Annotated in this window: 9 protein-coding genes and 5 pseudogenes; 4 read left to right on the plus strand and 10 right to left on the minus strand. The window is 66.6% G+C overall.

Annotated features, from left to right (window positions below; translation table 11 throughout):
* Positions 1-169 precede the first annotated feature (169 nt).
* Positions 170-607, plus strand: a pseudogene (locus tag AB0C84_RS20420) (transposase); the annotation flags it as partial.
* A 36-nt stretch (positions 608-643) separates the two neighbouring features.
* Here AB0C84_RS20420 and AB0C84_RS20425 read toward each other — a convergent pair.
* The 6 genes and pseudogenes from AB0C84_RS20425 to AB0C84_RS20450 form a co-directional block, all read right to left on the minus strand.
* Positions 644-1,794: pseudogene (locus tag AB0C84_RS20425) on the minus strand (IS3 family transposase).
* Between the two features lie 138 nt (positions 1,795-1,932).
* Positions 1,933-2,025 (minus strand): annotated as a pseudogene (locus tag AB0C84_RS20430) (hypothetical protein); the annotation flags it as partial.
* 140 nt (positions 2,026-2,165) lie between these two features.
* The gene (locus AB0C84_RS20435; RefSeq protein WP_361068456.1) at positions 2,166-4,508 is read right to left on the minus strand and encodes an AAA family ATPase; all 2,343 of its coding nucleotides are present in this window, start codon (positions 4,506-4,508) and stop codon (positions 2,166-2,168) included.
* Between the two features lie 319 nt (positions 4,509-4,827).
* Positions 4,828-7,905 (minus strand): HsdR family type I site-specific deoxyribonuclease, encoded by a 3,078-nt coding sequence (locus AB0C84_RS20440; RefSeq protein WP_361068459.1) that lies wholly within the window; start codon positions 7,903-7,905, stop codon positions 4,828-4,830.
* A gap of 3 nt (positions 7,906-7,908) precedes the next feature.
* The gene (locus AB0C84_RS20445) at positions 7,909-9,102 is read right to left on the minus strand and encodes a restriction endonuclease subunit S (protein WP_361068462.1); all 1,194 of its coding nucleotides are present in this window, start codon (positions 9,100-9,102) and stop codon (positions 7,909-7,911) included.
* Positions 9,095-10,669: a class I SAM-dependent DNA methyltransferase gene (locus tag AB0C84_RS20450; RefSeq protein WP_361068465.1), complete on the minus strand. Its 1,575-nt coding sequence runs from the start codon at positions 10,667-10,669 to the stop codon at positions 9,095-9,097. Before AB0C84_RS20450 ends, AB0C84_RS20445 begins: the two co-directional genes overlap by 8 nt.
* Positions 10,670-10,955: 286 nt before the next feature.
* Here AB0C84_RS20450 and AB0C84_RS20455 point away from each other — a divergent pair.
* The 3 genes and pseudogenes from AB0C84_RS20455 to AB0C84_RS20465 all read left to right on the plus strand — a co-directional run.
* A pseudogene (locus AB0C84_RS20455) lies at positions 10,956-12,231 on the plus strand (IS256 family transposase).
* The gene (locus tag AB0C84_RS20460) at positions 12,228-12,725 is read left to right on the plus strand and encodes an HAD domain-containing protein (RefSeq protein ID WP_361068468.1); all 498 of its coding nucleotides are present in this window, start codon (positions 12,228-12,230) and stop codon (positions 12,723-12,725) included. The pseudogene AB0C84_RS20455 and the gene AB0C84_RS20460 overlap by 4 nt, the downstream one beginning before the upstream one ends.
* Before the next feature lie 103 nt (positions 12,726-12,828).
* Positions 12,829-13,424: pseudogene (locus tag AB0C84_RS20465) on the plus strand (transposase); the annotation flags it as partial.
* Between the two features lie 78 nt (positions 13,425-13,502).
* On the opposite strand, the gene AB0C84_RS20470 reads toward AB0C84_RS20465, so the two are convergent.
* Genes AB0C84_RS20470 through AB0C84_RS20485 form a run of 4 tightly spaced genes read right to left on the minus strand, consistent with a single transcriptional unit; the run spans position 13,503 to position 21,219 of the window.
* Complete coding sequence (locus AB0C84_RS20470; RefSeq protein WP_361068471.1) at positions 13,503-14,633, minus strand: hypothetical protein; 1,131 nt, start codon at positions 14,631-14,633, stop codon at positions 13,503-13,505.
* A gap of 1 nt (position 14,634) precedes the next feature.
* Complete coding sequence (gene fxlM / locus AB0C84_RS20475) at positions 14,635-16,740, minus strand: methyltransferase, FxLD system (RefSeq protein WP_361068474.1); 2,106 nt, start codon at positions 16,738-16,740, stop codon at positions 14,635-14,637.
* A gap of 29 nt (positions 16,741-16,769) precedes the next feature.
* Complete coding sequence (locus AB0C84_RS20480; RefSeq protein ID WP_361068477.1) at positions 16,770-18,041, minus strand: lanthionine synthetase C family protein; 1,272 nt, start codon at positions 18,039-18,041, stop codon at positions 16,770-16,772.
* Positions 18,042-18,048: 7 nt separating this feature from the next.
* On the minus strand, positions 18,049-21,219 hold the full coding sequence (locus AB0C84_RS20485; protein WP_361068480.1) for a lantibiotic dehydratase: 3,171 nt from the start codon (positions 21,217-21,219) through the stop codon (positions 18,049-18,051).
* Between the last annotated feature and the right edge of the window lie 30 nt (positions 21,220-21,249).

The raw sequence follows: 21,249 nt of genomic DNA on the forward strand, positions 1-21,249 counted from the left end.
ATGGCCGGGGTCGCTCTAACCAGGGTTAATGGGTCATGGCGGTTTGGTGAGTAGACGGGCCGGTGGTGTGGGCGTATGCCGGTGGCATGGCCAGATACCCCCAGGGCGGCGGGATGACCGACGCGGGCCGTGAACGGCGGGAACAGGTGCGGATGCAGACGAAGCCGACGCACTGTCGGTTGGCATCGCCGCACAGACCGCCACCGGACTGCACGTGGCCCGCCTGGACGAGGCCATCACCGCGCTGCGCGCTCTGATCGAGCACCGCGAAGACCTGGTGCGCACCCGCACCCAGACCATCAACCGGCTGCACGCCCTGCTCACCAAGCTCCTCCCGGCCAGCCTGCCACGCAAGCTGACCGCCGACATCGCCGCCAAGGCCTTGCGCGGAGTGCGTCCTCAGACCGGCCTGGGCTGCACGCTGCGCGCCCTGGCGGTGGACCTGGTCACCGAGATCCGGCGGCTGGACCGACGGATCACCGGGGTCGCCGACCAGATCTCCGCGGCGGTCGCCGATTCCGGCACCACACTCACCGAGCTGCACGGCATCAGCGACTTGCTGGCAGCCAAGATCCTGGCGCGCATTGCAGGCTTCGACCGGTTCTAATGTGCCCTTTGTTTCGTGGAGTCGCATTGCTGGACTTCATGCCGGTTGGCGGTTGGGGTAGAGCATCTCGTAATCGACGGGGGTGCGCATCCCCAGGGCGCTGTGGCGGCGTTGCCGGTTGTGGAAGATTTCGAGGTAATCGAAGATCGCGTTAGCCAGCTCGATGCGGGTCTTCCAGCGCCGCCGGTTAAGGAGTTCGACCTGCATGCGGCCCCAAAACGACTCGATGACGGCGTTATCGAAGCAGTCGCCGATCGATCCCATTGAGGGCACGAGACCCGACTCCTGGGCACGACGGGTGAACGCCCACGACGTGAATTGCACGCCGTGATCGGAGTGGATCAGTCCGCCGGGTTCGGGACGCCGGTTCTGGACGGCCATGCCGAGCGCGTTGGTGACCAGCGTGGAGGTCTGGACAGAATCGATGGACCAGTCGACCACCCGCCGAGAGTAGGCGTCCAACACCACGCAGCAGTAGACCTTGCCCTCGCGAGTGGGGTGTTCGGTGATGTCGGTGACCCACAGCTTGTTGGGCGCGTTGCGGTGGAAGTCCCGGTCGACCAGGTCGGCGGCAGTCCGTACCTGCGGGACGGCGCGTCGTCGCCGGCTGCCGGGCAGGCCCCGCAGGCCCTGGCGCTGCATCAGCATCTCCACGGTGCCGTGCGCAACGACCAGGCCGCTGCCCAGCGTGAGCTCAGCGTGGACGCGACGGGCGCCGTAGGTGCCGCGGGAGGCGGCGTGGATCTGCGTGATCCGTTCGGTCAACCACGCGTGCCGCAGGGAGCGGAGCGAGGGCGGCCGGGCACGCCAGGCGTAGTAGCCCGACTCCGACACCTCCAGCACCCGGCAGGCGACCTGGACGGGAAGGCCCTCGTCGGCCAACACCGCGATGGCTTCGAACCTCCTTTTGGGGGCACCACCTGACGCACCAGTTCGACGGCTCGCTTGGTGACCGCCAGCTCGGTCTCCAGTTCCCGGATCCGTCTGCGGGCCGCCAGCAGTTCAGTCTGCTCGGTCGAGGTCGTGCCGGGCGCTTGACCTTTGTCGATGAGGTCCTGTCTGCGCCAGGTGTAGATCGTCTGATCGCTGATGCCCAGGTCCTGTGCGATCTGACGGGCCGGACGTCCGGCCTCGACCAGATCCAACACCTTGCGACGGAACTCCGGCGGGTAGCCCTTGCGTGGCACGCCGACCTCTTCTCGTGGGGTCAATGGCACGAAAGTCAACCAAAGTGACTCCACGGAGGGCGGGGTACATCATAGCCTCCAACTTCGCCGGGGCGGTCCACGGTGAGGGGCAGCGTGAACGGCCGGACGGCTCTGCAGTCAGGTGGGCAACGCCTGGGCCAGCGCGACGCCCACGCCGCTCGACCCGACCGCGACCATCACCACCTCCAGTACCCCGCCCAGCTCCTCAGGGCCGGGGACCGTGGTCTCAGGTGGACATGCCCAGCAAGCCGGCGGTCACCTCGCAGCCAGCGCAGCAACGCGGCGTGCGCAACATCGCCAAGACCGCCGCCGCCCGCCCCTGGTCACCCTGGTCTTCTACGGAACCTCGGCTACTCCTGCGCAAGCTCTTCTGCGCTTAGCTGGCCTTGGTCTCGCAGACGCACGAGGGTTGGGATGTGCCTGAGGCGCTCCAGGAACGACTGATAGTTAGGCACTCGCTTGAGTGGGTCCGTGCCAAGGTTGAAGTCGCGTCGCAGGCGAGCTGCCCCAGCCCGGATGGTGTCACCCTCTATGGTGTCGTCGGCCGCAGCGTCGATGCGGCGTAGCATGATCGAGGCTTTGTCTCGCAGGCACCCGGTGGGGTGGGCGTCTGCGAACTCCTCGATAATCCGTTCAACACGCCGGTCTCGTCGGCTGTCGGACTCTCGCTCGCGCGCCAGCTGGAGGGTCTCGTTGAGTCGCTTGATGAGCGAGGCGAAGTTCGACTCGAGGATTGCGACACCGTCGGGAGGCGTCTTGTCCTCTTCGTGTTCCTGCAGGTAGGCGAGCAGTTCCTTGGCGAAACCAGCCTTACCTATGTCAGTCTTGAATGTCTTCTCGAAGGCGGCCTCGACCGCGTCCCACATCGAGGTGTTGTCGGCATTGATGCCGGCCTTGATGGCTTTGTCGGTGAGCTTGGCTGCTTCTGTCTCGCTCAGTCCCAGAAGGCTGGTGGCGTAGCGGCGAGCGGCGATTACGGCGAGCGTGAGAGGGACCAAGTCCTCGGGTTCTTCGATCGTGACACCCGGTTCGGCCTTAGCGTTCGCCTCCGTTGCCCACTCGCCGACCATGACGATGAGGTCGTCGGCGACGGTTGGCTTGCCCCTCGCGCCGCCCCTGCGGATCTGTTTCCGTGCAGTCTCGCCGGCCGGGTCGCTGTCCAGGAGAACCGCGCAGGCAGGCTTGTGCTGGTCGCGGCCGCGGGCGAGGTACAGCATGTACGGCACGTTGGAGCCGCCGGGAACAAGGGTGACCTGGTTGAGATCGAGGCACTCACTCGGTGGTTTGCCCGCTCGGCGTAGCCGGGCGTTCATGCCGGAGATGAGAACCTGGTCGGCGATTCCTTCGATGAACAGATTGTCGCCACCGATGAACGCGGTCTCGGCGATGAAGGCGCCCAATGAAGTGCGTAGCGGCTCATAGTGGTTCTGCGTGGCGTCCTTGACCAGGCGCGTCCCCTCGTCGCGGGAGCCTTTGTCGACGACGCGGACACGATGCCCGGCGTTGCGGTTGATCAGGAACGGTGAGTGTGTGACGTAGACGACTTGGTCGGTCCGGTCGGAGTCCTCGGGGCGGGCGTGGTCCTCCAGCACGCGCAAGAGGTCTTGTTGCCCGAGGGCGGAGAGGTAGGCGTCCGGCTCGTCCATGAGTAGGACCTCGGGACGGTCGGCGGGTCGATCGTGAGACCTGAGTTGGACGTAGTAGCTGAGGAAATAGGTGAGGCCGCGGCTGCGCTCGCTGAACGAGTAGTCGGTGCCGGTGCGGTCTCTGATGGTGAAGACCAACTCGTGCTCGCGGGGCGAGACTCGAAGCTGGAAGTCCTCGTCCTGGCTCCACCACTTGGAGATGTTGAGGTGTCGCGCGATGGACCTGTTCATCTCCTGGATCAGGGCGTTGACCAAGCCCTCGCGTTCATCCTTAATCGCGTCCTGGAGGTCTTGGAAGGCGGAGGCCTCGATGCGGGCCACCTTGGTGAGCAGGAGGCGACCAAGTCTTTGCTGCTCGGTCTCGATGGCCTCCGCGGCGTTGAGAAGGCTGAGTAGGGCTGTTCCTTGGGATCCTATGTCCTCGACGGTTGTGATCCTGGTGAGGAAGTCGAGGACTTTGAAGCGCTGCTTGCGAGCGAGGGGTGAGCTGGTCTGCGCGAGTGCCGCGATCGACACTGAGTCAGGTAGTTCGATCTGGGTCTTGAGTTGGTAGGCGTGCGGAAGAAGCTGTTGGAGGCCCTTGCGCTGCTCATCGTCGAGCACGACGCGCTCCTCGGCGTCGCTGATGACCTCGACCGTGTCTGGGGCTGACCGGAGCATGAGCAGGGCACCGTTAGCCCGAAGCGGGATCTTCAAGGCGTTCACGGCAGCGGCCTCATCCTCAGTGAGTTCGAAGATGGCACCGACCTCAGGGAACAGGCGCTGGCCCTTCTCGACGGAAAACCGCGTCGAGTACCGGCAGAAGTCGCTCTGGCTGAGACCGTCGCCTGTGAGGACGATGTTGATCGCGTCGAGGAGGTGCGATTTTCCGGACTCATTCGCGCCTACTACCGCGGTGATGTCCTCCTCAAGAGCGATGCGCACATGCGGGAGCCACCCGTCGGATGTTTCCTGCCAGACCCTCTTGGTCGAGCCAGGGTTCGCCTTCAACTCATAGTCGTAGTTGAACGACTTGTACCAACGAATCAACACCTCGCGGATGCGCACCCTACCCCCCTTCAGCCTTCAATCCGAGGCTTAGCAGACCACGAGCCACTGACACTCAGGGTGAGATCACGGCCAATGTGCCTATTAAGCTCTCACGACTGCGCCCCAGCCTGCTTGGGCGAACAGCCAAAGGGTAGCCCACGGAGCGTATCGAGCCTGTCACTTTGAAATCAGAGCAACGGGTAGGCGAGGACGTTGCGTGCGGGGCTGCTGGCCGGCAGTCGAGCAACGCGAACCCGCTGGATAGCCAGGGGATAGGTCAGGGCCGAGCAGCGCGACGGGGCCCGGCAGTCGCCGCAGGTTGCCGGGCCTCCGTTCGTCAGTCAACGAGGTAATGGGCTTCGATGTAGGCGACGGTGGAGTCATATGGTTCCCCGACGGGCTTCAACATGTACCGGCGGAAGACCGCGGCGGTGGCGCGGCGGACGCCTCGGTTGCGGGCGTCGGCGTTGTCCCATGTCCGGGCGAGGGTGCGGGTGACGACCTGGTCGATTTCTTCGGCCAGGTTCCTCTCGGTGATCGTGAGTCCGGGAGGTGCGTGGTCGTGGATGATCCGGGACAGGACGCCCACGTGGTCGTCGTCGAGCACGACGACGGCTTGGTCAGGGTGCTTTTCGGCGTTCACGATGGCGCGGGCGATCCGGAGTGCTTCGGACAAGAAGTCCAAGGCGTCCTGGGCATTTTGGATGATCCGGTCCCGCAGCTGCTTGATCCGCTCCGCGAGGGCGGTGTATTTCGCCGACCCCGGTTCGACGCCCTTTTCGAGGGCGGCCTTGATGTGGTCCAGGATCTCCGCCGCGGACGGCGGCGTCTTGTCCTCGCCGTCGTCTGAGTCAGGTTTGGGGCGGACGAGGGCCAGCAGTTCCTTGAGGATGGCGATGCCCTGGGCGTCCAAGACGAGGGCTTCCTCCTGGGAGGCGACCACGGAGAAAGAGTGGACGTGGGCGTTGATGATCTCCAGGACCATCGGCCCCAGCTCGTTCAGCCGTTCCTTCCTCTCCTCGTCGGAGGACTTCTTGAACAGGGTCGTGTACACAGACCCGAACAGCCCGAAGCCGTCCCGGTACTTAGCGACCCGATTGTCGGTGCTGATCAGCGGGTACAGGCGGGCCAGGAGCCGGTAGTCCTTGGCGAACACCTCGGCCGCGTCGGGGTTGGCGTCCAGGAATCCGTTGATGGCTCGGACGGATTCGTATCCGTGGACCGTGAGGTCCAAGTCGTCGACGTCCCCAAAAAGGTCTTCGAGGCGGGCGAAGGTGGTGCGGAACTCGGCGACCAGATCGGTCAGGTCGGTGACGAATCCACCACCCTTGCCGGCACCCGGCGAGGTGGGGTCGACGACGGCCCGCTGGACCTCTTCGGCCAGGCCGATGTAGTCCACGACCACGCCGGAGGTCTTCACGAACCCGGCCGGGGACACCCAGGTGCGGTTCGGGCGGGTGATCGTCTGGAACAAGTTGTGGGCCTTCATTGGCTTGTCCAGGTAGAGGATGCCTTCGTTGGGGGCGTCGAACCCAGTCATCAGCTTCGCGGTCACCACCAGGAAGCACAGCGGGTCGTCCGGGGTGAGGAACCGCCGCTTCTGCTCCTCCTCCGCGGCCTCGGAGAGCTGGAACGGCCGCATGGCGGCGTCTTCGTCCTTGGCGTCGGAGACGGAGATGTTCACCTCGGCGGTGATCCGGTCATGCTTCCCGACCTCGGTGAGCACCTGAGACGCCTCGAAGCCGACCAGGAGCTCGTTGATCTTGTCGGTGTACGCCACGGCCAGCTCACGGTTATAGGCGACGACCTGGGCTTTGAGGCCGTTGCGGTAGGCGCCGGCCAGGTAGCGGTCCACGATGTGCTGGCAGACCGTGTGGATGCGCTCGGGGTTGGCGAACACTGAGGTGAGGCGCCCGAACTTGCGGGACAGGGTCTCACGGTCGGGGTCGTCGAGGTCGAAGTCGTCGGCGAACTGGTCGAACTCGGCCTGCAATGCCTGATCATTTACGTCGAAGGAGACCGGGTGCGGGTCCAGCATGACCGGGACGGTTGCCCCGTCCAGCAGGGACCGGGACACTGAGTACCGGTGCAAGACCCTGCCCGGGTCGGTCTCCTCGCCGAAGAGGGCGAAGGTGTCGGTGGCCAGGTTCCTGATGGGAGTGCCGGTCATGCCGAAGAACTTCGCGTGCGGCAATGCCGCGCGCATCTGCCCGGCCAGGGACTTCGACCTGGAGGACTGGGTGCGGTGTGCCTCGTCGACCAGCACGATGATGTTGCCCCGGGGCGACAGGTTCTTACCGGCGTCAGCGAACTTGTGGACGGTCGTGGAAATGACGCCGCGTACGTCGTCGGCCAGCAGGGAACGCAGCTTCTGGCTGGTGGCGGGCTGGTGGAAGTAGGCGTCCCCCATCGCGGAGGTGAACACCCCGGAGGTCTGCCGGACGAGATGGGTCCGGTCCGAGAGCAAGATGATCGTGGGTGACTCGGTGCGGGGGTCTGCCAGCAGCAACGAGGCCGCGAAAACCATCAGCAGCGTCTTCCCAGACCCTTGGTGGTGCCAGATCAGGCCCTTCGACCCGCCCTCCAGAACCCGGTCGTGGATCAGGTGCGCGGCCTCCAACTGGGGGTAACGAGGCAGGTACTTCGTGTCCACCCCACCCCCGGAGGTGTCGAAGAGGGCGAAGTTGGCGAGCATGTCCAGGACGGTGGCCGGGTTGAGTAGCAGCTCGACGGAGCGATGCACGTCGGCCTGCCCGGACAGGTTCTCGTCGTCGGCGGTGGACCGGAACGGCTGCCACAGGTTGGTGGGCGCGCCGGCGGCGCCGAACCGCAGCTTCAGTCCGTCGGAGGCGACGGCGAAGACGTTGGGGGTGAAAAACCACGGGTACTCGGTGGCGTACACGTCGTTGATCTCGCGGGCGGCATCCGCCCAACCGGACTGCGCGGTCGGGGACTTCACCTCGACCACCACCAAGGGCAGGCCGTTGACCCAGTACACGAGGTCGAACCGGCGGGAGGTTTTCCCGGGGACTGTAATGGTCACCTCGTCCGACACGACCAGCGTGTTGCCGGTCGGGTGCTCAAAGTCGATGACCTTCAGGGTGTGCCACACGCCGTCGGTGTCCCGGAACTCCTTGCGCCCGCGGAGTATGTGTAACACCTGCTCGTTGGCCCGCACTAGCCCGCCTTCGACGGCGTTGACCGTGGCGACGATCTCTTCGACCACTGCGTCCACGTCGAACCCGTCGATCACTCCAGGGTTGAGCCGGACGATGGCGTCCCGCAGCTCGCCGACGACCACCGGTTGCGTCGTCTCACGCGGCAGCGACCTACCCGCTGTGAAGGCCCAGCCCATCGGGAGGGACCACTGGATCATCAGATTCTGGAACTCACGTTCCCGAATGCCCTTCGCCACGGCTCAGACCTCCAATTCGGCGGACTCGATGTCGATGGTGCGATCCAGCAGCCCCGACAGCAGGGCGGCGCGCACGCCACGCAACTGGTCGGCCTCGGCGCGCACGGCCAGGACGGTCGCCTCCAGCGCCTGCAACTCGCAGATCGCCCGCTCCTGCTCCTGAGCTGAGGGCATGCCGACGGGCGACTGCATCAGACGCTTGCGGTTCAGCGTGCGGTTGCGTCCCGCCCCTCCGGGAGAGCAGTTAGCCAGGAGTCGCGTGCCTGGCTTGGTGGAGAAAAAGAGTCGGAAGAACTCGACGTCCCCGCCGTCGAGCCGTCGGTAGGATGGGAACCGGTGCGATCCGCAGTAGCCCTCGATCTCGGGGGGCACGATGGCGACCGCGCCTTCCCAGGCGAAGACGATGTTGATGACCAGGTCGCCGGGCTCGACCCAGAACACCTTCTTGGACCCCAGGGCTTTTCCGGTCACCGCCTCCTTCGTGAACAGCCCGCGCCCATGGGACCTGATCCCGATCTGCCTGTACTCGGTCTCAGGGTCGACGGTGATCGGACGTTTGACCTCTTCCAGGACCTCGCCGATGGGCAACGTGGTCTCGGTGGCCGCATAGTGCGCGAACAGTTCTTCCTTGCGCCCCCGGAACAAAGCATCGAGCGCGTCTGCCTCCCGTCCAAGGGCGGAGGCCTGAGCGTCGACCGCGCTGATGACCTCGACAATCCGCTCCTGGACTGACTTCGGGGGCACGGGTATCTCGATCATGCTCAGGTTCGCACCCGAGATCCGCACGACTTTCGTCTCGGATGCGTACTTGATCTTTTGCGAGTGGAACAGGGATGACGCGAAGAAGTATGAGACGTATGCAGGATCGAGCCCGTGACGGAAGATGTAGCAGTCATCGTGAACCGCGACGTCGTCGTCGCCAAGCCATGCGACGGCTTTCCCGACGTCATCAACGTTCTCGCTGGTCGCGGCAATTACCAGGTCTCCAGGGTGAGCAAGGCGCATTCGCGTACGGGAGTTTTCGGCCAGGAACGTCAGAGGATCTCTCGCGATAGCCCCAAAGTGAGTATGAACCTGCGCGTAGTGGATACACCCAAGCCCCGACTCCACGTAGTCCTTCTTAGTGAAACGACGACCACGGATCAATTCTCCAACTTCCGAGAGGGCCTTCTTAGGCCACTCCAACTGCTCACTCATCGAAGCCCTCGATTCCGGCGGAAGCGAGTACCGCGAGCATGCGCTGCTCGACCTTCTGACGTTCGGCCCGGGCGACGTTATAGGCGTCGATGAGAGTACCGAGGTCTTCCTGCTCGGCAGCGGCATGCTTGATGTAAAGGCCGATGTTGAGGTCGTACCTGTTCAGCACGATCTCAGACAGTGGAGCGAATCGTGCGGCCAGGCCGCCGTCGCCGTCGGAGGCGGCAGGATCTCCGTCAGCGTCGAACTTCGAGTGGTAGGTGGTCACCACGTCGGCGATATCGGCGTCGGTGAGAATGTTTCGCTTGGGAGCCTTAGTGAACCGAGTGGAAGCGTCGATGAACACCACGCCATCTTGGCGCTCTGGGGCCTTGGTGCCGGGAGCACGGAAGACCAGGACGCAGGTCGGGATGGTGGTGTTGTAGAAGAGGTTGGCCGGCAGCCCAATGACGGCTTCGAGGAGGTCGTCCTCCAGGACTCGCCGACGGATGGCCCCTTCTTCGCCGCCACGGAAGAGGACGCCGTGGGGAAGGACGACGCCGGCGCGGCCCTTCTTCGGGTCCATGCTGGCGATCATGTGCTGCACGAACGCCCAATCTGCCGACTTCGCCGGTGCGGTGCCGCCGATGGCGCGGGGGTCGTTGGTCCAGGGCTTCCACTTCAGGCTGTAGGGTGGGTTGGCGACGATCACATCGAACTGCGCGACGGACCCGTCCGGCTTCTTGAAGCGCGGGTCCTTCAGGGTGTCGCCGACCTCGACTTTGAACTGGGTGAGGTTGTGCATGAAGAGGTTCATGCGTGCCACACCCGCAGTGTCCTGTACGGCCTCCTGCCCGTAGAGGGTGAGCGTGTAACCACGCCCGCCGCGGGCCTTCAGGAGGTTCGCTGAGGCGATGAGCATGCCGCCCGATCCGCAGGTCGGATCGTAGACCGACTCGTAGCCCTTGGGGGTCAGGACCTCGACGAGCAGCTCGACGACCTCGCGCGGGGTGAAGAACTGGCCGGCGCGGGTGCCGGACCCGTCGGAGAACCGCTTCAGCAGGTATTCGTACGCCCCACCGAGAACGTCGTGGGACATGTTGCCCTCGTGCATCTTCGGGGTGCGGTCCATCGCCTGCATGACCGCCGCCAACACCTCACCCGACAGCACCTCTTCGGAGGTCCAGGTCATGGACCCGAACAGGCGGGAGAACTTGTCAGGGTTGGCCGTCTCGATGGCCTGCAGGGAGGCGCGGACGCGCTGGCCGAGGCCGGGCTGGGTGATGGTGGCGAGGATGGACGACCACGAGGCGCGACGCTGCTTGACGGTACCGGGGTGGATGAACGGTATCTCGAACGACTGGTAGTCGCGGTACTCGATCTCGCGGGCTTCCTCGGCCGACAGACCCTTCAGGCCCTCGTTTTCGGCCAAGAACTCCTCGTGCTGGTGCTCCCAGGTGTCCGACAGGTACTTCCAGAACATCAGCGGGAAGACGACGGAGGCGTATTGCGCTTCGGGCATCGCCACGCGCAGCTCGTCGGCGGCATCCCACAACCGGTTCTCGATCTCCTGCTGGGTCACTGCCATCAGTCGGGGTGTCCTTGCTCGTCAAAGGGCGGAGGCCCGAAGGCCGTGATGCTTCTGCTGATCACCCAATTATGCGGGTGGTTCGGAGCCGGGGGTGGTCGATTCGCGGCCGCGCTGTGGAGCTCCAGCAGGTCTCCGCCTCTTCGGCTCAGGCGGGGGCAGGTGACTGGGTCGTGAAACGATCACGACATCAACGACGTGTTCGAACTCCATGAGTGCGGCTTCGGTGATGGCGTGAACCTGGAGCAATGCTTGAGACCTGTGGATCGGCCGGGAAGGCACACCCATGCTCACCGTAGTCTCTGAGCCTGCCGACGGCGACCGTCCCGAGGCGGGTGTTCCGGCATTGGCGTCGTTGATCGATGAGATCGCCCGGGAAGGCGCCCGCCGGATGCTGGCGCAGGCTTTGCAGGCCGAGGTCGACGCCTACATCGCTCAGTTCGCCGACGAGCGCGACGAGCACGGCCGCCGGCTGGTGGTGCGTAACGGCTCACACCAGCCCAGGGAGGTGCTGACCTCCGCTGGGGCGATCGAGGTGAAGGTGCCGCGGGTCGACGACAAGCGCACCGACCCGGTCACGGGCGAACGGCGGCGCTTCGCCTCGGCGATCCTGCCGCCGTGGTGCCGTAAGACCCCGAAGGTCACCGAGGTGCTGCCACTGCTGTACCTGCACGGCCTGTCCAGCGGGGACTTCGTGCCGGCCCTGGGCCAGTTCCTCGGCTCGGCCGCTGGCCTGTCGGCCCCGGTGATCACCAAGCTCACCGAGCAATGGAAGTCCGAGCAGCGCGCATTCGCCGGCCGAGATCTGTCGAACGTGGACTACGTCTACCTGTGGGCCGATGGCATCCACGTCAACATCCGGCTGGAAGAGCACAAGCTGTGCCTGCTGGTGATGATCGGGGTCCGCGCCGACGGCCGCAAGGAGCTCATCGCACTGGTAGACGGGTACCGCGAGTCCACCGAGTCGTGGGCGACCTGCTACGCGACTGCAAACGCCGTGGCATGCGCGCCCCGGTGCTCGCGGTCGGGGACGGGGCGCTGGGATTCTGGGGCGCGCTACGCGAGGTGTTCCCCGAGTCTCGCGAGCAGAGAGGCTGGTTCCACAAGATCGCCAATGTACTCGGGGCGCTCCCGAAGTCAGCGCATCCGGCTGGGCCGAGATCTGGAACGCCGAGGACTCCGGCCACGCGCTCAAGGCAGCGAAGCAATTCCAGGCCGCCTACGGCGCCAAGCACCCCAAGGCCGTCGCCAAGATCCTCGACGACCTGGACGAGCTGCTGGCGTTCTACGACCTCCCGGCCGAGCACTGGGTGCATCTGCGCACGACCAACCCGATCGAGTCGACGTTCGCGACCGTGCGGCATCGCACCAAGGTCACCAAGGGACCCGGCTCACGGGCCGCCGGCCTGGCCATGGCCTTCAAGCTCATCGAATCCGCCCAGGCGCGCTGGCGCGCCGTCAACGCACCCCACCTCGTCGCCCTTGTGCGCGCCGGAGCCCGATTCGAGCGCGGCGTCCTCGTTGAACGCGAAGGTGAACGCGAACAGGCCAGTGCGGCATGACCGGCCACCAGAACCGGACGCTGCTCTTCCTCGATGTCGACGGACCCCTCCTGCCGTTCGGCGACGGCCCGCAGCGCAAGCCATCCGGCACCGCATCGACCGCGCACCTGGCGCGGCTCGACCCGCAGGTCGGACTCTGGTTGGCCGCGCTGCCATGCGACCTGGTCTGGGCCACCACCTGGGAAGATGAGGCCAACGCCGAGATCGCGCCCCGGATCGGGCTACCGCCGCTACCCGTCGTGCCCTGGCCCGAGCCCTCCGCCGAAGACGAACGCCTTGACCAGTGGTTCGGGCTCTGCTGGAAGACAAGGACCCTGGTGACCTGGGCGAACCAGCGCCCCTTCGCCTGGATCGACGACGAGATCACCGACGCCGACCGGGACTGGGTATCCGCCCACCACCTCAGCCGAGCCCTCCTCCACCACATCCCCTCATCCCAAGGCTTCACCAACGACGACTTCATAACCCTCGATCACTGGCTACGAGCAGTCTGAAGCACCGAAGATCCACAGGATTTGACAATTGCTCCGTGGCGGGCCTTGGCGAGGGTGGCGGCGAGGCGTTGTTCGTCGACGTCGATGAGGTCTAGGTCGAAGCGGCACCCACGAGTTCTTGGACTGGGTCACCGCCCGCCGCCCGGAGTACTCGATCGGGCTCACCCTCACCGACGACATCTGCGCCACGATCCTCGCACTTCCCGAACTCGTGTGGCAGGCGGCCTACGACGCAGACCGGCAGGCACGGCGGGCGGCGTGGGTGGCCGAGCTGACCGGGATGCTGGCCCTGGTGTCCTGGCCCGAGGGCATGCGGGTCATCGTCCGCCGCGAACGCCCGTACTCCGGCGCGCAGCTGTTGTTCACCGACCTTGACGGGCACCCCTCACGTGTTTCGTCACCGGCACCCGGCGCGGGCAGCTCGCCGATCTGGAACTGCGTCACCGCTGCTGGGCCCGCTGCGAAGACCGCATCCGGTGTGCCAAGGCCACCGGCTTGCGTAGCCTGCCCTTGCACAGCGCCGCCGCCAACCAGATCTGGTTGGCGGTGGTCGCATTGGTCTCGAAACTGACGGGCTGGAGCCAATTGCTCGCCCTGACCGTCCACCCGACCCGCATCTGGGAACCCAAACGCCTGCGGCTGCGGATCTTCTTCGCCGCCGGGCGCCTGGCCCGCGGTGGCAGGCGGGTCAGACTTCGGCCGAGCAACCGCTGGCTGTGGCCCGACCTGATCACCACCACCCGGTTGATGAACGGGATCTCGTCTCAAGCTGGGCAGTCAGGGCTCACTCCCATGCGTGACATGGTTCGGGGCGTCTTGTTGGCGCGTGGTGACTTCCTGGGCTGCTTCGGCAGCGTTGAGGAGGTCGGTGATGAGGTGTTGAGGGATGGCGTTGCGGCGAAGTCCAGCGGATCGTACGACTGCGGATAGAGCGCGCTCGTGTTCGACGGTCAGGCGCGTATGGCTGCTCCGGTTGTTGACGACCTCTTGGGCGGCGTATCCGTCTTCGGAGGTCAGAACTTGTTCGACGAGCCGGGCCGTGCCTCGTTCGCCTTCGTGGTGTTGGCCGGTGATGCCTGCGATGTCGGCGACGCTCAGGCCCAGACGGACTTGGAACAGGACGACTTCAGGGCTGGGAGAAAGGCTGAGGTAGTGGTCGATCATGGTGGTGACCGCCGCATTGGCCGACTGGTCGGTGCGGGAGGTGCATAGGGCGGTCAGGCAGGCGGCCACCGCTCGTTCCCATGGTTCGGCGGTGTCGCTCTGGCTGATGGTCTTCAACGCGGTGATGGGATCGCCGGCGTGGAGTTGGGCGAGGACGGCGACCTGTCGCCCGTCCAGCAGTCGGCGGCCGATGCCCTTGTGTCGCTGTACGTAAGCGAGGGCCTCTTGCCATCGGCCGGCGCTGGTCAGGGCGCGGGTGCCGTCGGCGAGCAGGACCGTCCACAGCCATTGGCAGACCGCGCGGTGGTCCTCTTCCGTGTTGGTGAGGTGGCGGAAGGATAGGGAGCGGCCGTCGAACTCGGCGTCGCCGTGGGCGCTGACTGCGTGGAAGAGGGCGTTGAGTAGTTGGTGGGCTCTGTTGGCGTCGCGGGTGCGAATGCGCAGGCGGGCGAGGTTGACCAGGGGTTCCAGGGCATGCCGGGCTGTTGGTGCGTCGAGGGGCCAGTGGCTGAGGTAGGTGTCGAAGTGCTGCCAACACAGGGTCCGGGCCAGGTCGTGCAGGCCGCAGTCGCTGGCGATCAGGGCGGCCTTGTTCTGTACGGCGGCGGCTGACGCTTGGTCGCCGTCCGCGTGAGCGGTGAGGGCCATTTCGCGGAGGTGGCCGACCCGTTCGGCGAGGGGTGGGCAGGTGGGGCGGGGGCGGGCGACCAGTGGGAAGCGCTGGGCTATCGGGCCGACGTCCATTTCATCGCCATTCGATGAGGATCTGGTTGAGGGCGTTGGAGAAGGTGAAGCGGCCGGGGCGCTGGGCGGGAGGCGGGCTGTCGAGTGGCTGGATCTCGAAGGTGACTTCGCGTCCGCGGTACTCGTGGTCCCAGGTGCGGACGGCCTCGGCTACCTGCTCGGTCAGGGCGTCCCTGCCGGGGCCGTGGCCGATGACGCCGAACTCGTACAGGTTGGCGCCATCTGGGGCGATGCGGGTGGCCTTGCGGCGGGTCAGGTAGGTGAGTGCCGCCTGGTCGAAGCAGGCTGTGGAGCTGGGGTAGGGGGCGGTGAGCAGGCCGCTTTCGATGGCTTGGGGTTTGGCGGGCATGCGGTTCAGGCCGTTGCGCATTGTGCAGGCCAGCCATAGCTCCAGCCACTCGGCCGACTCCTGGCCACCGAACGTGACGCCGGTCCAGACCTGTGTTGCGGGCTGGTGCAGGACGTCGCCCAGCGCTTCGGCATCGACCTCTTGGTCGCCGCTGGTCACGAGGGTGACCGTGCTGTCGGAGGTCACGGGAACCAGGCGCCGTGGATCGTCGGCGATGCCTTGGCGAAGCGGCATGAAGGTGTTCATCTCGCTGCTGACGCTGCGCCAGGCGCCGTCCTGCTGTTCGAAGGCGATGGAGCGGGCGACGGTGCCGCGTAGTCGCAGTGGTGTGAGGAGCCGTCCGCCGGGGGCGAGTTGGTCGAGCCAGGCTTGGGGGACTGCGTGTGCGCCGACCGTGGCGATGACGCGGTCGTAGGGCGCGTTGTCGGCGTGGCCGAGAGCGCCGTCGCCGAGGATGACGGTGACGTTGTCGGTGCCGGTGGCGGCCAGGGAGGTGCGGGCGCCGTCGACGATGTCGTCATCCACATCGATGGTGGTGACGTGGCTGGTCGGGCCGGCCAGGTAGGCGAGCAGACTGGCGTTGTAGCCCGTCCCGGCCCCCAGTTCCAGGATCTGGTGGCCTGGTTCGACCTGGAGTTGTTCCAGCATCGTGGCGACGATGTCGGGCTGGGAGGCGCAGCTGATCGACGCGCCGTCGGCGTCGAGCTTGATGTCTACCGTGGCGTTTGCATACGCCTTTTCCAGGGGAGCTTGCGGCACGAACATGTGGCGGGGGACTGTGCGCATCGCCTCTTCGACGCGGCCGGTGCGGATGTGCCCGTGCTCCATTAGCTGGTTGACCAGGGCGTGGCGGAGGGGCTCGGCGGAGGCGGCCTCGATCGTGTCGTTGCTCACGCGGGCCACCGTAGTGTTCAGCGGACCTGTGCCAGAGGCGGACACGGGACGCTGTCCGGTTGTTCCCATGACTTCTTCTTTCGCTAGTACGGCCAGGGTGGCCTGCTTGTCGCGGGGCAGGCCCATGCGATTCCAGTGGAAGATCACGTGGTGCGCGAGGACGGCTCGCAGACCGCGTTCCAGTCGGCCCAGGTGGTTGAGATCGGCCAACCGCCGACCGAGGTGCTCGAAGGCGGCGACCCAGCCGGCCAGCGGCGCAAGCCTGCCCGTGGTCGTCAGGCTGCTGGACGAGCCCGCCTCGACGGTCATGAGCAGGTGCACGGCATGCGAGAGCCGCCGGGAGCTGGGCTGGTTCTGCGGTATGGGGCGTTGGTCGGCGACCTTGGCCCAGACGTCGCCCTGCTCAAACCAGTCCAGGCCCGCGGCCCGCATCGCCACGCTCGGGAGCAGCACGGCGAGCTCGCGCCGCCCGAGATCTGGCGGATTCCTGCGGGGGAGACCGGACTGGGCCAGATGCTGAAGGACGAGACGGCTGTCGTGGTGGAAGAGGGTGTGGGCGGCATCCATGCCCGCAGCGCCTCCGAAAGCAGTGGTCTCCGGCTCGTAGATGCCGGGCGTCCAGCCTTCGATCAAGCCGTCGAAAAGCATCATGTCCAGCGCCCGGTCCAGTGTCCGCAGGCTGTGGTCGGTCGTCGGGTGATGCCGTAGCCGCCAGGTCGGGTACTTGCGCACGAACGACCACCCGTGCGGCTCCCTGATCTGCGAGGTTTCGAGCGCGGGCAGCAGATGCTCCAGCACGATGCGCTCGGCGCGGCGCCAGTCGGCGAATGTGATGACGTGCTGCGGCCACTGCTGGGCGGTCATCCAGCCGGTCTCCCTTCAGGCGTACGAGGTCAGGTGATCAGGAAGCAGGAGTCCCAGCCGGACAGGGTGCCTCCGTTGACCTGGGCGAGCAGAGCCAGCGCCACGCCGGTGGCGCCTTCTAGAAGTCCGGCGCCGCAGGCCATCAGGGTGTCCAGCGTGGTGGATTCGATCGGTGTTCGAAGGCGGGGCAAGCACTCGCGCAGGCCTGGCGTGATCGCATCTGCTGCCGAGAGTTGGACGATGTGCGCCAGGCCGGCGAAGCCGTGGCACAGTGACAGGTCGGTGGTCGCGGCGAGCGGAATCCGGGCCGTCATGGCGTGTAGCAGCGCCTCTTCGGCCATGCGCTGGCGTCCGGTGTCGCCGGTGGCCAGAGCGGCGAGTTGCTGGGCGCGCGCTGAACCTGCGACGCCGTAGCACCAGGAGGGACGCGCGGGACCAGGGCTGGGACGTCCAGACTCCAGCTCGCTGAGGGTGATCCAGTACGGCCAGCGCGGACCGTCCCGTCCCTCGATCCGCCACAGGTCGAGCCAGGAGCAGATCCGTTCGATCGCTTCCCGTTGATCGCTGACGGTGATGCCGCGTAGTGAGGCCAAGGCCAGGAGAGCCAGCGGACCGGCGATGCCGTGAGCGACGCCATTGTTGGCGTGCCCGCTCGGGTACTGCGAGGACCGTCTGCCCGATGGGGCCAGATCGCTCCACCAGCCGGGAAGGAGGCCCCCATGGCGCCGCACGGGTTCGCTGAGCCGGACCAGGTAACCCAGAATGGCCCGGACCAGGTCGGCGTGAACCTTGCCACGGTGGACGGAGCCCCGCAGCAGCAGAGCCCCCATGCCGGTCAGCCCGCGGATGGCGTCGAACTCGGCCAGCGCGGGCAGCCCGCCGCGATCCATCCGGGCGTGGGCCTCGTCCAGTCGAGAGCGGGTGACAGCGGCGATGCGCCGATCAAGGGTCTCCCGGGCGCGGGCATAACGTCCAGGCCGGTCAGCCGCAGCGTCGAAGGCGAAGGCGAGAGCCGGTGCCCCGTAGTACAGGTGGCTGCCCGCCCCGGTTACGGCTGGTTCGGCAGCGGCGAAAGCGAGCCAGTCGTGAGCACGCTGCCAGGAGCCCTCGCCCAAACGGGCGCGCTCGATATGAAGCAACGCGATCCCGGCCGCGCCGTAGGCCAGAGACTGAGGCCACCAGCCGTGGGCCGGTGCGGTAGCGCGCACAGCCTGCGGCGAGGCCAGGTGGTCAGCGATTCGGGCGGCGAGCGCTGCTCCAGCCTGCGCGCCAGTCGGCGTGAGTACCGTTTGGTCGGCCACGTTCACCTCACCGTCCGGCCGCTGACGACCGCTTTGCTGTCCATGCCAGCGCGGCGGCGCGGGCCAGCCGCACGCAGATGTGTTCGTCGTTCTTGTTCGGCCCGGCGGCCCGGATGTGATGGGCGTGGAGCAGCGAATCCAGGACGAGGTCGGGGTTCAAGTCCTCGGTGCTGCGTAGCCGGTCCCGGTAGCGGGCCAGCGCTCGGTCGCGTTCGGACCAGGCGGCCAGGACGGTGTCGCCGCTGGGGACCGCACGCAGCGCTGCCCAGTCGTCCTTCGGGTCGGCCATGCGGACCGCCTCGCGGAGTACTGGCCGTTCCAGGGGGCGGGCGGCATCGACCTTCCCGTGCCGGATCAGCCAGTCCATGCCACGCTGCGGGCTTCCGCTGAACCCGGCCGCGATGGAGACGAAATTCGCTGCGGTCAGCGGCTGCGGGGACGACTCGGCCATCTGAGCGAACTGCACGGCGAGTGCACGAGAGTCTGCGGCGAAGACCTCCTCGGCCGCCTCCAACACCATTCCACGGCCCCAGCGGCCGGTCTCGGGGTAGGAGGTGGCGAACTGCACCTCGTTGAGAAGCCCTTCGCGTCGCAGAAGCGCGGCCCACGCGGAGACGCGGTTGGCAGCAGGTCCGAACTCGGCGGGGTCGTCGAGCTCGATCCGCAGCCGTAGATGGGGGAGCGGGTCGCGGTAGCGCAGGAACCACCACTTGGGCGGAGTCGCCCATCGAGCGAGCAGGCCGGGCAGGTAGCGGCCGAGGATCTCGGGGTGCCGTTCGGTACTGCTGTAGAGCTTGACCAGCAGCATCCGGGACGCCCCGGGCAGCTGCCCATGATCCCGACGCTGCGGTCGAGGGGCCGGGACTTGCGGTCCCCTTGCCGGTCCGCCTGCTACGACCGAGGTCATTGGCGCGACGATTTCGTGGGCGTGGCCGTCGAACCAGCCGTTCCCGGTCGCCGCTTCGCTCAACAGGGCGACGCCGATTGAGTCAACGTGTGCGCGCAGCACCGCCAGGTGCGCGGGTTGGGATAGGTCCAGAGGTAGGGCCTGGTCCCCATCGGTGAGGGTGACGGCGTCCGGTACGCGGCGGCGGTCCCGCCAACGACACATGCCGTCCCACCACTGGGGCCACGGCGCATGGCGGTCGGGTAGGTCCGAACGGTGCAAGCGCCAGCGAGCCGGCGACAGGACCGTGCGGCCGATCCGAATCCGGGGCACGAACGGCATCCGCCCAGCCGGACCCCAGGAGAAGCTGGACACGACCGCAGCCTGGGACCTGGCGATCTCGGCGAGGAAGCGCGCCAGCGGGGGAGTGTGCGCCCGCAGATCGAGCGCGTGCAGCGCCACCGGTTCCAGGCGCTGCCCGCGTGACAGCGAAAGCAGGAAGAGGCGGCGCCGGTCGCAGCCGACCACCAGGTCGTCCACCCCGATCACCTCCGGCCCGGGAGGACGGTGCTCAGCGAGGCTGATCGTGGCGGCGAGGAACTCCGGCGCCCGCGCCACATGAGCGTCGCCCGAGTTGAGCGGCGGAAAGGACAGCTGAACCGCCATCGCCCCTGGTTCGCTGACCGGCAGCCGATCGAATACCGCAGCGGTCTTGGCCCGGTCGCCAGGGCTCAGCAAGCTGATGAACCGGCCGGTTGTCGTGCCGATGCCACGAGAAGGTCCCACGACCGTGAGCTGGAAGTGTCCGCGAGCCAGCGCCTCCCGGGATGCCGCCTGAAGGTGGAATCGGAGCTCGAGATGCGGCGGCACCAGGATTTGGGTTCTGGCGCCGATCTCCAGCTCATCGATCAGGTCCTCATCCAGCACGATCTCCTGGCAGCCGTCCAGGGCTGCGGCCTGCGCCAAGGCAAGCAGCCGCAACTGCCTGGCGGTCACCGGCTCGCCTACTTCAGGCTCGCGACCCAGGTAACCGGCAGGGAACCCCAAACCCACATCGGGATCCACCAGGTCCCGCAGCGGCACGAGCGAACCGATCCCGTACCGCTCGAAGAAACGGTTGTGATAGCTCCGCCAGCCAGGCCAGCCTGCCGGGAACTCGGTCAGGCGTGCCAACACAGACGTGGCCGCTTCGGTCTCCCGGGCGACTTGGAACGGCAAGCTCAGCGAGCAATCGACCCTCATGTCCACCACAGGGGCTGAGTCCGTGTTCGTTGCCAGGCGCGCCATGCGCTCCGCGAGGGCGGGGCGGGCCTTCCGGCGATCCGCAGGGGTCGTGAGCCAGTTGTACTCGGCAAGGCCCACATGGATCTCGCGCAGCTGATCCAAGAAGTCCGCGACCTGCCGCAGTTCACCTGCCCCGGCCTTCTCCACCTGCTCCACGACATGCCCCAAGGGATCCATCGTGGTGGAGGGAGCGTGCAGGCTGCTGATGAGAGCGCCCTGATCCAGCAGCCTGTTGATCAGCTTCTCGATCTCAGACTGCGGTATCTCCGAGAACGCGGCGGCGACCGCGGCCGCCACTTCGTCGAACGGAACCGGAGCACGGGCCACCTCCATGGCGATCCGCACTGGCGTGGTGCACCGCAGTGATACTTCCGACGGGGAGCGTTGACCTGCTCGCCGCCCGGGCGGGTAAGGGATGACCAAGCGACCGCCCCGCACGAATGCCAGGGGATTAGCCATCAGCGGTAGCCGCCGCAACAGCTCCGGGATGCCTTCCAGTTGGGCGATGACCTCGCTGATCCAGCCTGCGCCGCCCCGTGCGACGACCTGATGGTCCCCACCCCACTCGACCACCGGTCGGGCACTGAAGCCGGCCGGTGCGATTCCGGCGAAAAGCCCGAAAGGCGTCGCTCTGCCCGTCATCCGGAGCACGTACCGCACGACCGACAGCACCGTGCGCCGCGCCTTCCGAACGTTCGTGGTCGAGGTCGAGCACACCACCGCAACCTGCCGAGCCAGTGCCGGGCTGGCCTGTTCTATGGCTTCGGCGATCTCGTCCAGCGCCCATATCGCCAGGAGCCACGCACGCCAACCGGCGACGTGTTCCGGAGAATTGCCGGTGAGATCCGGCCATTCCGGCAAATCCAACGTCGAGTGAGGAGTGGCACGGACCATCGCCATCTCAGTGCACCGGTACAGGCGCTTTCCGTCGCTTGATGTCATCATCTCGCTTTCGGGGGAGCGTTCTGCCGGGTCCCGGCCCATGCCCCGAACAACCTTTTGGAGCATGGGCGGGAGCCTGAACGTCAACGTCAGAGC

Origin of the sequence: Actinomadura sp. NPDC048955, from assembly GCF_040649435.1 — a bacterium.
Lineage (GTDB): Bacteria > Actinomycetota > Actinomycetes > Streptosporangiales > Streptosporangiaceae > Spirillospora > Spirillospora luteofluorescens.